The organism is Kosakonia sp. PSU_27, from assembly GCF_039409795.1.
Classification (GTDB): Bacteria; Pseudomonadota; Gammaproteobacteria; order Enterobacterales; family Enterobacteriaceae; genus Kosakonia.
The window spans coordinates 274,571-287,133 of the sequence record NZ_JBCIVK010000004.1 but is presented as its reverse complement, the minus strand read 5'-3'; the positions used below and the strand labels follow the sequence as shown (position 1 = coordinate 287,133).

General features: G+C 52.2%; 15 protein-coding genes. 3 read left to right on the top strand and 12 right to left on the bottom strand.

Features of this window, described 5'->3' with window-relative positions; translation table 11 throughout:
* Positions 1 to 37: 37 nt before the first annotated feature.
* The gene (mdtG, locus tag AAIG26_RS11465; RefSeq protein ID WP_343179834.1) at positions 38 to 1,297 is read right to left on the bottom strand and encodes a multidrug efflux MFS transporter MdtG; all 1,260 of its coding nucleotides are present in this window, start codon (positions 1,295 to 1,297) and stop codon (positions 38 to 40) included.
* Positions 1,298 to 1,435: 138 nt separating this feature from the next.
* Entirely contained in the window at positions 1,436 to 2,356 is a 921-nt protein-coding gene (locus tag AAIG26_RS11460) for a Kdo(2)-lipid IV(A) acyltransferase (protein WP_020457415.1), read from the bottom strand.
* Between the two features lie 217 nt (positions 2,357 to 2,573).
* On the opposite strand from AAIG26_RS11460, the gene AAIG26_RS11455 reads away from it, so the two are divergent.
* Entirely contained in the window at positions 2,574 to 3,623 is a 1,050-nt protein-coding gene (locus tag AAIG26_RS11455; protein ID WP_343179833.1) for a rhodanese-related sulfurtransferase, read from the top strand.
* A 34-nt stretch (positions 3,624 to 3,657) separates the two neighbouring features.
* On the opposite strand, the gene AAIG26_RS11450 is transcribed toward AAIG26_RS11455, so the two are convergent.
* The 10 genes from AAIG26_RS11450 to mdtH all read right to left on the bottom strand — a co-directional run bounded on the left by AAIG26_RS11450 (position 3,658) and on the right by mdtH (position 11,083).
* Positions 3,658 to 4,233, bottom strand: coding sequence for a YceI family protein (locus tag AAIG26_RS11450; protein ID WP_343179832.1), 576 nt, complete (start codon positions 4,231 to 4,233; stop codon positions 3,658 to 3,660).
* Between the two features lies 1 nt (position 4,234).
* Complete coding sequence (locus AAIG26_RS11445) at positions 4,235 to 4,801, bottom strand: cytochrome b (protein ID WP_269231239.1); 567 nt, start codon at positions 4,799 to 4,801, stop codon at positions 4,235 to 4,237.
* A 259-nt stretch (positions 4,802 to 5,060) separates the two neighbouring features.
* Positions 5,061 to 5,177, bottom strand: coding sequence for a YceO family protein (locus tag AAIG26_RS11440; RefSeq protein WP_343179831.1), 117 nt, complete (start codon positions 5,175 to 5,177; stop codon positions 5,061 to 5,063).
* A 51-nt stretch (positions 5,178 to 5,228) separates the two neighbouring features.
* A complete protein-coding gene (gene solA, locus AAIG26_RS11435; RefSeq protein WP_313626469.1) occupies positions 5,229 to 6,347 on the bottom strand; it encodes an N-methyl-L-tryptophan oxidase in 1,119 nt (372 codons plus the stop codon).
* Between the two features lie 120 nt (positions 6,348 to 6,467).
* A complete protein-coding gene (gene bssS, locus AAIG26_RS11430; protein ID WP_017456389.1) occupies positions 6,468 to 6,722 on the bottom strand; it encodes a biofilm formation regulator BssS in 255 nt (84 codons plus the stop codon).
* 277 nt (positions 6,723 to 6,999) lie between these two features.
* Positions 7,000 to 7,245, bottom strand: coding sequence for a DNA damage-inducible protein I (gene dinI, locus AAIG26_RS11425; RefSeq protein ID WP_017456390.1), 246 nt, complete (start codon positions 7,243 to 7,245; stop codon positions 7,000 to 7,002).
* A gap of 75 nt (positions 7,246 to 7,320) precedes the next feature.
* Complete coding sequence (gene pyrC, locus AAIG26_RS11420) at positions 7,321 to 8,361, bottom strand: dihydroorotase (protein ID WP_343179829.1); 1,041 nt, start codon at positions 8,359 to 8,361, stop codon at positions 7,321 to 7,323.
* A gap of 116 nt (positions 8,362 to 8,477) precedes the next feature.
* Positions 8,478 to 9,038: a lipoprotein gene (locus AAIG26_RS11415; protein WP_343179827.1), complete on the bottom strand. Its 561-nt coding sequence runs from the start codon at positions 9,036 to 9,038 to the stop codon at positions 8,478 to 8,480.
* 123 nt (positions 9,039 to 9,161) lie between these two features.
* Positions 9,162 to 9,809 carry a glutaredoxin 2 gene (gene grxB / locus AAIG26_RS11410; protein WP_160270742.1) on the bottom strand — a complete coding sequence of 216 codons (648 nt, stop codon included), beginning with the start codon at positions 9,807 to 9,809 and terminating at the stop codon, positions 9,162 to 9,164.
* Between the two features lie 65 nt (positions 9,810 to 9,874).
* Positions 9,875 to 11,083: a multidrug efflux MFS transporter MdtH gene (gene mdtH / locus AAIG26_RS11405; protein ID WP_017456394.1), complete on the bottom strand. Its 1,209-nt coding sequence runs from the start codon at positions 11,081 to 11,083 to the stop codon at positions 9,875 to 9,877.
* Between the two features lie 237 nt (positions 11,084 to 11,320).
* Here mdtH and rimJ point away from each other — a divergent pair, with 237 nt between their 5' ends.
* On the top strand, positions 11,321 to 11,905 hold the full coding sequence (gene rimJ, locus AAIG26_RS11400) for a ribosomal protein S5-alanine N-acetyltransferase (RefSeq protein ID WP_020457425.1): 585 nt from the start codon (positions 11,321 to 11,323) through the stop codon (positions 11,903 to 11,905).
* Between the two features lie 9 nt (positions 11,906 to 11,914).
* Positions 11,915 to 12,562, top strand: coding sequence for a YceH family protein (locus tag AAIG26_RS11395; RefSeq protein ID WP_020457426.1), 648 nt, complete (start codon positions 11,915 to 11,917; stop codon positions 12,560 to 12,562).
* The last annotated feature ends 1 nt before the right edge of the window (position 12,563 follow it).

The following is a 12,563-nucleotide window of genomic DNA, read 5'->3' as shown; positions in this document are numbered from 1 at the left end:
GGATGTGAGGTAAATATCTATTATATCGGGTGGGCGATCACGCTTTACGCGACTCCTGGCGTTGAACGCTGCGGGTTGCCTCGGTTCTGGCCCGGCGGGCAGGGCGCTGCAAACTGCACCATGAATAAATGGCATTAAACAGAACGACGCCCGCCGTCACGCAAAACACCGCACGAAAACCATAGCTGGCCGAGACCGCCGCACCCATCAGCGGGCCGGTAACATTACCAATATCGCGAAATGACTGGTTGTAACTGAATATACGTCCGGCAATTTGACTGGTGGAGTTGTAGACCAGCAACGTTTGCACCGCAGGGAGCAAGGCGCCGTCTGCAGCGCCGAGCAGGAAGCGCAAAATGCCCAGTTGCCATGGCGTTTGCACCATTGACATTGGCAGCAGTAGCAAGACGGAGATTATCAATGCCGCGACGAGGATTTTCTCCGGGCCGATTTTGTCGCCCAATTTACCCAGACGAGGTGCGCTAAGCAGTGCCGCGACGCCAGGCACGGAGGCAATCATGCCGCTGATAAAGGCAATGTTGCTGACATTGCCGGCAAGATCGCGCACATAGAGTGTCAGAATCGGCGCAATAGAGCCCGTCGCTACCTGGATAATCATGGTGGTGATGAACAGGCTCAACACCAGTTTGGGGCTTTTTAGCGAGGCGAAAACCTCTTTGAAGTGCAACATCTCGCGTTTTGCCACCGGAGTGAAATTTTCGCGGATGCAAAGTAGTGTGAGCAGAAAACAGATAAAAAGCACAGAAGCGGTAATAAAAAAGACCATCCGCAAACCCCAGCTATCGGCCAGCAAACCACCGGCCAGCGGGCCAAGCAGCGCGCCGCTGACGCCTCCCGTTGAGAGCGTCCCCAGCGCCCAGCCGCTTTTATTGCGCGGCATTTGCGTGGCGATCAGGGCATTGGCGTTGGGGATAAAACCGCCCAGCAAACCGAGAAGCGCCCGCAGCACAAGGAGCTGCCAGACATTTTGTGCTATGCCCATTAACGCCATAACAATCGCCATGCCGAGCGCGGAACGCAGTAGCATGATTTTGCGTCCTTTACGGTCGGCAAGACCGCCCCAGAAGGGAGAAGCGATGGCAGAGAACAGGAAGGTGATGCTAAAGACTAAACCGGACCACATATTGAGCGCACCGGGATCGGTGATGCCAAGCTGCTCGACATAGAGGGGGATAAAGGGCATCACCAGGCTAAACGCCGCGCCAGTGAGAAAACAGCCAAACCAGGCAACGGTGAGATTGCGCTTCCAGTTTATTGGGGCATCAGAGTGAGACATAACCGTCCATAACAGCACACATTAATAATAGTCGATAGTAAGCATGCTAATTATGCGCCCGGGTTATGATTGCCGCAATGCGCTGACGCAGGTTTGTATGACAAAAAAAGAGCCTGCATTTGCAGGCTCTTTATCGATTCAGTAGCGAGAGGGGACGCCTTCCGGGCGCGTTTTGAAGCGGCGATGCAGCCACATATATTGCTCTGGCGCCATCATAATGCAGCGCTCAACCACTTTGTTCATCCATGCTGCGGTGGTTTCTGCGTCATCGAGCGGAGGAGAGCATTCCGGTTCGAGAATAATCAGTTCATACCCTTTACCGTCCGGTTTACGGCGTGGAACAAAAGGAACGATACAGGCCTGGGACATGCGGGCCAGCATCCAGGTTCCTGACGTGGAAGCCGCATCTTTAACGGCAAAGAAAGGGGCGAAAACGCTGGCGCGCGGGCCGTAGTCATGATCGGGCGCATACCAAACGACATCACCCGCTTTCAGGGCGCGGATCATGCCTTTGAGATCTTTACGGTCGATCATGCTTTTATTAGAACGCATGCGGCCCCAGGTTTGCAGCAGGTCAATAACCGGGTTGTCGTTCGGGCGATAGACACCGATACCTGGCTCGTTCAGACCAAACATGCGGGCACCGATCTCCAGCGTTAAAAAATGGACGCCGATCAGCAAAATTCCTCGCCCCTGCGCCTGCACGCTTCTGACATGTTCAAAATCGATAACGTCCATCCAGCGTGACATCCGGCGATCGGACCAGAACCAGGCCATGCCGGTTTCCATTAAACCCATGCCAACCGACTCAAAATTTTTTGCGACCATTTTCTGCCGCTCTGTTTCGCTCATGTGCGGAAAGCAGAGTTCGAGATTGCGCTGCGCAATACGCGCGCGACGTTTCATCAGGCGCTGCGCCAGGTGACCAATGCCACAGCCGAGGCGGTAAATCACGGGATAGGGGAGTTGAACAACTAACCACAGCATGCCGACCCCGAACCAGAGAGCCCAGTAGCGCGGGTGCAGCAGCGATGCCGTAAACTTGGGTAAATGCGTCATGACTGTCCTGTTTGAAGCAACAATTCCCTGTATTCTCGCATTTTTTCGGAATTAACCAAAACCATGGCGCACAGAATGCCTGTTTTGTCAGGAATTGTTGCGTCGTAATCGTTAGAATGAGAGAAAATGTAGCGCAAAATGTGTGGATGTAAATTATCAGTATTTGCTTTATGATGCCGCCGTTTTTTCACCCCTAACTTTGCAGGACACGTACACCATGCCAGTGTTACACAACCGCATCTCCAATGATGAACTGAAGGCGCGGATGCTCGCGGAAACGGAACCGCGCGTTACCGTCTCGTTCTATAAATATTTCTCGATTATTAATCCGCAAGCCACGCGCGACGCGCTCTACCAGGCTTTTAGCCAGTTGAACGTGTTTGGCCGTATTTACCTTGCCCATGAAGGCATCAATGCGCAAATCAGCGTGCCACAAAGTAAATTCGATACCTTTCGCCAGACGCTTTATGCCTTCGATCCGGCGCTCGACGACCTGCGTTTAAATATCGCGATTGATGATGACGGTAAATCCTTCTGGGTGCTGCGCATGAAAGTCCGCGACAGGATTGTTGCCGACGGTATCGAAGATGAGAGTTTTGACGCCAGCGATGTGGGGGATTATCTGAAAGCGGCGGAAGTGAATGCCATGCTCGACGATCCTGATGCGGTGTTCATTGATATGCGCAATCACTACGAATACGAAGTCGGACATTTCGCTGGTGCGCTGGAGATCCCGGCGGATACGTTCCGCGAGCAGCTACCGAAAGCGGTCGAAATGATGCAGGAACATAAAGATAAGAAAATCGTTATGTACTGCACCGGCGGTATCCGCTGCGAGAAAGCGAGCGCCTGGATGAAGCATAACGGCTTCACTAAAGTGTGGCATATCGAAGGCGGCATTATTGAATATGCGCGCCGCGCGCGCGAACAGGGCTTGCCGGTGCGTTTTATCGGTAAAAACTTTGTATTTGATGAGCGTATGGGCGAGCGCATTTCCGATGACGTTATTGCTCATTGCCATCAGTGCGGCACTCCCTGCGATTCCCATACCAATTGTCGCAATGACGGCTGCCATTTGCTGTTTATTCAGTGTCCGGCCTGCGCTGAGAAATTTAACGGTTGCTGCAGTGAGCTGTGCAAAGAAGAGAGCGAACTGCCGGAAGAAGAGCAGCGTAAACGTCGCGCCGGGCGGGAGAATGGCAACAAAATCTTTAACAAATCCCGTGGTCGTCTGAATACCAAACTGGGCATTCCGGATCCGGAATAAACCCTGGGGAGAGGGTTGCCCCTCTCCCGCAATCTTACTTCTGACGCACACCTTCCACGGAAATAATCAGTTCAACGTCCTGTGACGCCGGGCCCAGATCGGTGGTGATATTAAAATCTTTCAGTTTAATTTTGCCGGAAGCTTCAAAGCCTGCGCGCACGCCGCCCCACGGATCATCGCCCTGCCCCATCAGTTTCGCCGCCAGCACTACCGGTTTGGTGACGCCATTCAGCGTCAGATTGCCGGTAATATCCAGCCCGTCACCCGCTTTTTTCACCTCGGTTGAAGTAAAGATTGCCTGCGGGAATTTGGCGACATTCAGGAATTCAGCACTGCGTAAGTGTTTATCTCGCTCGGCGTGGTTGGTATCGACACTGTTAGTGTTAATGGTCACGTTCACTTTGTCTGAAGCCGGGTTGGCTTCGTCGAAGCTAAACGTCCCGTCGAAATCTTTAAACGTGCCATAGAGCCAGCTATAGCCGAGGTGCTGGATACGAAAATTAACGAAGGCGTGTTGACCCTCTTTATCAATTTTGTAATCCGCAGCGATAGCAGAACCCGTGGTGAACAGCAGCGAAGCGAGAGCGAGTCCCGGCAGGATTTTCTTCATATTATGCTCCAGAGTCAGGCGACGATTTCCCCAGCATGCGCTTGAGAGTGACGTCTTTATCGATGAAATGGTGTTTAATCGCGGCAAGGCCATGTAATACGGACAGCACAACCACTGTCCATGCCAGCCAGAGGTGAATATTTCCGGCAAGGTCGGCTTGCGATCCGGCATCGGCAAGCGTTGCGGGGATCTCGAATAGGCCGAAAACGCTGATGGGTTTACCGTCGGCCGTGGAGATCAGATAGCCGCTGAAAAGAATGCCGAACAACAGCAAATAGAGCGCGATATGAACAAGCACGGCGCTGATATGCGTAAGACGTGAATAGCTGGCGAGCGGCTTTGGCGGCGGGGAAAGAAAACGCCACACTACCCGGAACACGAGGCCGAACATGAGCAAAATGCCGATGCTCTTATGGAGCTCAGGCGCTTTATGATACCAGCCGTCGTAATAGCTCAGTGTTACCATCCACAGACCCAACGCGAACATACCATAAACCACAATGGCCACCAGCCAGTGCAGAACAATAGAAACGGCGCCGTAGCGCTCAGGTGAATTGCGTAATGGCATAATTGTTAATCTGGGTTAATAACTGGTTAAATTAAAATGGCGGGAGAGAAACAATATTGCAACTCAAAATTACGCGATTGAATCGTTATTTTTTCTATATCATCGTTTTTGAATGACTTTGCTGGATAACATTCAGCACATTAGGTGGGCTGTGGTGTAAGTTCTCAATTTATTAAGGTTTTGTTGCGGAGAGGGTGTTTAAATATTTTGCCCTGAAAATATATTTTTATAAGTATATGTCAGTTTTTGTCAGGGTTTATCAAGATACCCATACGATATAGATAATATCGATCAGTGCGATAAGTAACCACAGCGCAATATAAAGCATCAAATGTTCACGCACGTTATTTATTAAGTAATGAAACAGACGGTGCATATTCTCTCCGTAAAAAGGCGATAAGCGACCCCGAACGAGGCCGCTGAAAGGTTACCCGGTAAAACGGGAAAGTGAGAAAGGTTGTAAATCAAAATGCGAACGTTTGCCGTGGGCAAATTCACAGGCAATTTCGCCCAGCACTGGCGCAAATTTGAAACCGTGTCCGCTAAGACCAGTGACAATCAGCGTGTCCGGGGATCCCGGCAGCGTATCAATAATAAAGTCTTCATCCGGTGAGTTATCGTAGGTGCAGGATGCACCGTACAAGCACCCACCGATGCCGGGCAGAAACTGGCGCAGGAAAGCGAAACATTCGGAGCCATCTCCCGGCTCTTCGCCAAACGGCTTACGCTGCTGCGCGTCGCTGATAAGCTGCCCGCCGTTGTGACGGCCGATTTTTAATTCATTGTCTTCCGCCGGGAAGCCGTAATACTGGTCGCCATTGGGCATTTCACCGGTAAACGCCGGAAATTTGTTTTTGGTGCTGTAACGGCCATCGGCCTGGAACCACGCAAAAACTTTGCGGACCGGTTGTATCGGCAATTCAGGCAGCAGTTTTTGCACCCACGTCCCCGCGCTGACAAGAACTTTTTTGCCGTGGAATGTCCCTTCCCGGGTATCGATGCTGATACCGTCTTCATGATGATGTAGCGCGGTGACCGGGCAATTGAAGAGCTGAGCGCAGCCCGCCTCTTTGGCAAGACGGATCCAGGTCTTTACCGCCAGTTCGCTACGCAGCACACCGGAGTCGGCTTCAAACAGGCCGATGTAATCGTCGGGTACGCGGATTTCCGGCCAGCGAGCCATCAGTGACGGGGCATCGAGTTTTTCGACGGCTAGCTGCCACTGCGCTGCGCTTTGCGCGACGTTAGCCAAAAAAGTGGAATCAGCCGGACCAATATTGATAACGCCTGTACGGTCAAATACCGCTTCGCCGCTTTCCGCTGCCAGTTGCTCCCACAACTGCTGCGCGCGCAATACCAGCGGAACATATTTTTCGCCTTCGCCGTAAGCGTGGCGAATTAAACGCGTATCACCGTGGTGGCTGCCTTCCTGATGAGGCGGCAGGTGAGCGTCGGTCATCAGCACATTCAGCCCGCTTTGCGTGGCGTAATAGCCTGCCGCTGCGCCGACAGAGCCGCTGCCAATAATAATGAGATCGTATTTCATGGTGGTGTTCTCCAGGCAAATGCGTGTTCAGGAGGGTAATTAACCTGGGAACGTTATACAAGGACAGAAATAAGAAAGGCACCACAAGGGTGCCTGTTGAGTCTATATAGCGCATTATCACTAATGCCTGCGATACTCATCTTCCTGGTAGTCGCCCGATTCAATCTTGGCAATGCCCGCTTCGAGTATCGATATAAACTGGCGGGCAACATCGGTCGTTAACCACAACGTCTGGCCGACTTCGGTCTCTTCCTGAGCGGCTCTGTTTGGGGTCTGGTAGTGTAACCGGAGCATCAGTGCGTCGTAGCTATCCACGGTGCTGATGTCCCATCCGACCAGTGGATGGGTCTGGATGACTTCATTATTCTTTACCATCATAACCCCCTTTATTGGCGTGTTTAATTCGACAACGACTCTTGAGGTTCAATGCGTGTTTTATTTGAAGCTTTTTCAGTATACCAACAAGTGGGGTTGTAGATCGAATAATTAAACACTCTGCAACATGTTTTTTCGGCCGTTAGATTTTTTTGAATAAGAAAACGGGCTCTTAACCATATATTTTTATTAAAAAAGATCTGCACCAGGATTGCGCTTAAAAAAACAACAAAAAAAGCCGGGGCGACCCGGCAATAAGCACAAACTTAAAGAGAAATTAGTCGGTGATAAACCAGTCGTCGGCGCTTTCCCAGGTTTCCTGCAAAATTTCAGTTATGCGATCTTTATCTTCTTTTGCGCCGCCTAAAACCGAAAGATTATTTGCTGCGGCATAGCGAACCGTAATTTTGTTTTCGCGATCGGGGTAACAATTGTTCAGACGACGAGATAACTCGCCCGCCAGTGCATCAACAGCACCAGGCGGTAAGGGTGTGGTTTTGGCGATAGTCACTTCAATGCGCATAATAGCCCCCTGTGTAATTTACTGTATGTTTATACAGTTAAGCGAAAAATATTACAACAGGGAGCGATAATTTTTTTATTTAACGCGCCAGCGCACGGTTTCACCGGCGAGGAACGGCACCAGTGAATCTTCCGGCAGCGCAATCGTCTCTGGCACCAGGCTCTCTTCACGCACCAGCTCAACAAACGTTTCGTTCACCGGTAAGCCATAGAAACGTGGCCCGTTGACGGAACAGAACGCTTCAAAGTGCTGGAGGGCGTTCATCTCTTCGAACACGGTTGCATAACTGCCAAGCGCGGTGGGGGCGTTGAAACAACCGGCGCAGCCGCAGCTGGCCTCTTTACGATGACGCGCATGCGGCGCAGAGTCCGTACCGAGAAACGCGCGCGTAAAGCCGCTGGCAACCAGTTCGCGCAGCGCCTGCTGGTGAATATTACGCTTCAGGATCGGCAGGCAATAAAGATGCGGGCGCACGCCACCGACCAGCATATGGTTACGGTTAAACATCAAGTGCTGAGGGGTAATGGTCGCGGCCAGCAGCTCATTGCCATCGCGCACATAGTCTGCGGCATCTTTGGTCGTAATATGCTCAAACACCACTTTCAGCCCCGGCAGGCGCTGGCGTAACGGTTCCATGACCGTTTCGATAAACCGCGCTTCGCGATCGAAAATATCAATATCCGCGTGCGTCACTTCACCATGCACCAGCAGCGGCATGCCCAGTTTCTCCATCCGTTCCAGAACCGGCATAATCGCATCTATGCTGGTAACACCATGGCTGGAGTTGGTCGTGGCATTCGCCGGATAGAGTTTCGCTGCCGTAAATACCTGCTCGTTAAAGCCGCGTTCGACTTCATCGGCGCTCAGGCTGTCGGTCAGATAGCAGGTCATTAATGGCGTAAAATCATGCCCGGCGGGCACAGCGTCAAGAATACGCTGGCGGTAGGCGATAGCCGCATCCACAGTGGTGACAGGAGGAGCAAGGTTCGGCATGACAATGGCGCGGGCGTAAGTTTCGCTGGTCCACGGCACCACGGTTTTTAGCATTTCGCCATCACGTAAATGGACATGCCAGTCGTCAGGACGGCGGATTTTCAAAACCTGGGGTTGGGTCATTGGAGTGCTCCGGCTGGTGAGAAACAGGTGTTTTTTGCCGGGCACTAAGAATAAGCGGAAACGTTTTCGTTTGCATCCTTTTCCTGAAAAAAAGGGCGCTCGCGGCGCCCTGTTATTTAGTCGGTGAGGGGGATAATAATTTCGCCCGGTTTCACCTCAATCCCTTTGGCATATTTTTTCGCCAGCGCCTCGCCTTTGCTGTTGTCTTCTTTCAGCACATAAGCAGGGCGTTGGTTAAAGTAATTGCGCAGCGACTGATTAAGATAAGGCATCAACGTTTGTAACACGGTCTGCATTTTTTCCGGTGTCACGGTGGCGTTAACCACTTCCATCTCTTGCAGGTAAATCGCGCCTTTTTCTTTATCAAACACCGGCAACGCTTTGAGTTTCAATTTGATGATGGCTTTCTGGTTGCCAAATAGCGAGGTCATATCCAGATTCGCATCGCCGGTCAGCGTGACTTTATTGGGTTCTTCGCGACCGATTTCACTGGCCAGGTTATTCAGCACAATATGGGCATCCGCAACGCCGGGCACGCCAATGTCTTTGGCGAAGTCGTTACGCTTCTGTAGCGCCTGGTTAATCTCCTGTTCGCTGATAGAATATTGGGTCAGTTGATTGCACCCCACCAGCACGCCGCTCAACAGTAATGCTGCGGCAAAAATAATTCTCTTCATGAATTCCTCAACGTGATCGCCATGCTACGACGCAGGGGCGTAGCATGCGACACACACTAAATAAAGGCCAGCGGAAAAAGCTGAAAGGCATGACGGAAGCGGGCGAGCTTCCGTCATGGGCGGTTAAATAGCCATTGATGACAGCAAGTTAATTTGTGTCTGTTTCGCCATATTGTCGCGGTACGCTGCAACGCGGCTTGGCCAGTTGATACCGCTTACCAGCGTCAGATTACGCAGCAGCGGGAAGAGATGAATATCATCATCGGAGAGTTCTCCGTTCACCGCGTTGGGCTGCACAATCAATTTATCCAGCACACGTAAATCGTCGCTGATATTTTTCGCTAATCCTGTGGAATGGCTGAGGTGCTCGGCAAAATCGCCAATGGCGGCCTCTTTTTTGGCCACAAATCCGGCGCGCGCCTGCGGCGTAGAAAATTCGTCAAACGCCGATTTCGCAAAGCGGGGGATCAATAACTTATTAACGTAACCATTAACCTTGCGCAGCCACTCTTCGATTTTCGGGTTTTGCGTGCCGGTAAGCAACGGTTTGCCATCGAGCTTATCGACATAGTGAACAATATCCATGCTTTCCGGCAGATAGCGGCTGTCGTCTTTTTGCAGGATCGGCACCATTTTCTGGCCAATCATTTTCGTCGGTGTGGCTTCGTCATCATTGAGCAGGATCTTGAGTTCGACGGGGATGTTCTTGAGGCCGAAAATCATGCGGGCTTTAATGCAGAACGGGCAGTGATCGTAAATGTAGAGTTTCACGTTTCTCCTCCATACTGGCTTATCCATCAATTACCAGTATGGAAGAGGGAAAACCGGCGTGCAAATCAGGCGCCGGGCTCGAGCATGGTCGGGCGAATACGTTTGTGGCTAAATTGCCACAGTAGCGCCATGGAGGTGATCATCCCGATAACGCCAAGCATCATCCACGGCAACTCTGGCTGGTTAAATGCTTTCCCGGCGTCAAACAGCCAGCCGCCACCGGCATAACCAAGCGCGCCACCGAAGGCCAGCCCAAGACGGCTGAACCCCATATAGCTGCCGCGTGCACGGGCATCGGCCAGCTGTGCGCTTAACGTTTCCCGCGCGGGTTCGGCAATTATGGAGCCAATATAGAAGGTGCAAATCAGCGTGAAGAGCTGCTGCAGCGTACCGACCATCCCCACCGGCAGGAGGCTGAAGGACATCACCAGCAGACCCGCCATCAGTCGATGCTCAAGACGAAAGCGTTTTTCACTCCAGCGAGCAATGGGATAAAGCAGCGTCAGCGACAGACAGGCTTCAATGGCATACATCCACTTCACTGCCGCCGGTGAGCCGGCAATGTCGTTAACCATAATCGGCAGCATCAACATGACCTGCACCGCCAGCATGTAATAACCGGTAAGGGTCAGCACGTAAGTCACAAAGCGCTTGTCACGCAGCACGCGCGTCAGACCTTCGCGCACCGGTGCTTTCACCGTTGAGAGTTTCCAGGCAGGTAGCAGCCAGGCGTTAAATGCGGCACATAAAATAAACATCAGCGCCCCGGCCGCACATACCAGACGAAAGTCATATTGCAGCAGCCAGCTGCCGAGCAGCGCGCCAATAACGGCGCCCGCGCTGTCCTGCATCATTAACAGCGAGAAAAAACGGCTGCGCTGATTAGGGCGCACCAGTTTCACCACCAGCGCGGAGCGCGGCGGATCAAACAGCGTGCCGCCCAGCCCGGAAAGAATACAGGAAAGCCACAGCAGCCAGGGTTCATGCGCCACCGCCATCGCGGCAAAACCGCCCGCGCGCATCAGCATGCCGGTGACAATCAACGGCTTGGCGCCGAAGCGGTCGGCAATCGCACCGCCGAAAATCCCCAACCCTTGTTGAATAAACTGACGCAAACCGAGCGCAATGCCGACCATTAACGCAGCCCAGCCAAGCTGGTCAACAAAGCGGATAGAAATCAGTGGGAAGACAACGAAAAAGCCGAGAACAACCAGCATATTATCGACAAGCAGGAAATATTTACCCAGGCTCCTTGCCTGCGATATGCGCGCCATTTCCCCTCCGGGAAATAAGAAAGATAAGACCTTCTTATTCTGCGGTTTCGCCGGGCCTTTTCCCATCTTCGTGGTGACAATATTTTTTTATCAACATCTGCCTTTGATTGAGACTTTTCATCGAAAATGGTGTTTGACGCAGAAAATGCCATGTTGCTGTTTTCCCACAGCCCCGGAGCAACTGTATAGTAAAGGGAAGGGGTTAAAAGAGTCGTAAAACGGAAGGAGTGGTAATGCATGTTTGGCTATCGCAGTAACGTGCCGAAAGTACGCTTAGTAACAGACCGCCTGGTGGTTCGCCTGGTGCATGAGCGCGACGCCTGGCGGCTGGCGGATTATTACGCCGAAAACCGCCAGTTTTTAAAACCCTGGGAACCCGTGCGCGATGAAAGTCATTGTTATCCTTCCGGTTGGCAGGCGCGCCTGAGCATGATCAATGAATTTCATAAACAGGGTTCTGCGTTCTACTTTGCGCTGCTCGATCCGGAAGAGAAAGAGATAATTGGCGTGGCGAATTTCTCAAACGTGGTGCGCGGCTCTTTTCATGCCTGTTATCTGGGGTATTCCGTCGGCCAGAAATGGCAGGGGCAGGGGCTGATGTTCGAAGCGCTCACCACCGCCATTCGCTATATGCAACGCACGCAACATATGCATCGCATTATGGCGAACTACATGCCGCACAATAAACGCAGCGGTGATTTGCTGGCGAGGCTTGGCTTTGAAAAAGAGGGCTATGCCAAATCGTATCTGTTAATTGACGGGCAATGGCGCGATCACGTGCTTACCGCATTAACCACGCAGGAATGGACCCCCGGTCGCTAAGGAGTTTTGATGAAGTATCAATTAACCGCCGTCGAGGCGAGGGTGATTGGTTGTTTACTGGAAAAACAGGTGACGACGCCGGAGCAATACCCGCTCTCCATTAATGGTGTTGTCACTGCCTGTAATCAAAAAACCAACCGTGAACCGGTGATGAACCTTGCTGAACACGAGGTGCAAACGGTGCTGGATGAACTGGTCAAGCGCCATTATCTGCGCACGGTAAGCGGTTTTGGTAACCGGGTGACAAAATATGAGCAGCGTTTTTGTAATTCGGAATTTGGCGATCTCAAACTTAGTTCTGCCGAAGTGGCGCTGATCACTACGCTGTTACTGCGCGGGCCGCAAACGCCGGGCGAGTTGCGCACCCGCGGCGAACGGATGCATCAGTTCAGCGATATGGCTGAAGTGGAAAATGCGTTAGAACATCTGGCAACGCGTGAAGACGGGCCGTATGTGGTGCGTCTGCCGAGAGAGCCGGGCAAACGCGAAAGCCGCTTTATGCATCTTTTCAGCGGCGATGTGCAGACGCTGGTGGATGTTGTGGAAGCCGTCAGCCCGCCGGATGCGTCTCTGGCAGCGCGTGTCGATGCGCTGGAAGCGGAAGTGGCTGAACTGAAGCAGCGTCTCGATTCGCTGCTCGCACATCTGGGAGATTAAC

Bases quoted from the DNA above. Each gene is read 5' to 3' on its own strand.
- mdtG (WP_343179834.1), bottom strand. From the start codon at position 1,297: ATGTCTCACTCTGATGCCCCAATAAACTGGAAGCGCAATCTCACCGTT.
- AAIG26_RS11460 (WP_020457415.1), bottom strand. From the start codon at position 2,356: ATGACGCATTTACCCAAGTTTACGGCATCGCTGCTGCACCCGCGCTAC.
- AAIG26_RS11455 (WP_343179833.1), top strand. From the start codon at position 2,574: ATGCCAGTGTTACACAACCGCATCTCCAATGATGAACTGAAGGCGCGG.
- AAIG26_RS11450 (WP_343179832.1), bottom strand. From the start codon at position 4,233: ATGAAGAAAATCCTGCCGGGACTCGCTCTCGCTTCGCTGCTGTTCACC.
- AAIG26_RS11445 (WP_269231239.1), bottom strand. From the start codon at position 4,801: ATGCCATTACGCAATTCACCTGAGCGCTACGGCGCCGTTTCTATTGTT.
- AAIG26_RS11440 (WP_343179831.1), bottom strand. From the start codon at position 5,177: ATGCACCGTCTGTTTCATTACTTAATAAATAACGTGCGTGAACATTTG.
- solA (WP_313626469.1), bottom strand. From the start codon at position 6,347: ATGAAATACGATCTCATTATTATTGGCAGCGGCTCTGTCGGCGCAGCG.
- bssS (WP_017456389.1), bottom strand. From the start codon at position 6,722: ATGGTAAAGAATAATGAAGTCATCCAGACCCATCCACTGGTCGGATGG.
- dinI (WP_017456390.1), bottom strand. From the start codon at position 7,245: ATGCGCATTGAAGTGACTATCGCCAAAACCACACCCTTACCGCCTGGT.
- pyrC (WP_343179829.1), bottom strand. From the start codon at position 8,361: ATGACCCAACCCCAGGTTTTGAAAATCCGCCGTCCTGACGACTGGCAT.
- AAIG26_RS11415 (WP_343179827.1), bottom strand. From the start codon at position 9,038: ATGAAGAGAATTATTTTTGCCGCAGCATTACTGTTGAGCGGCGTGCTG.
- mdtH (WP_017456394.1), bottom strand. From the start codon at position 11,083: ATGGCGCGCATATCGCAGGCAAGGAGCCTGGGTAAATATTTCCTGCTT.
- rimJ (WP_020457425.1), top strand. From the start codon at position 11,321: ATGTTTGGCTATCGCAGTAACGTGCCGAAAGTACGCTTAGTAACAGAC.
- AAIG26_RS11395 (WP_020457426.1), top strand. From the start codon at position 11,915: ATGAAGTATCAATTAACCGCCGTCGAGGCGAGGGTGATTGGTTGTTTA.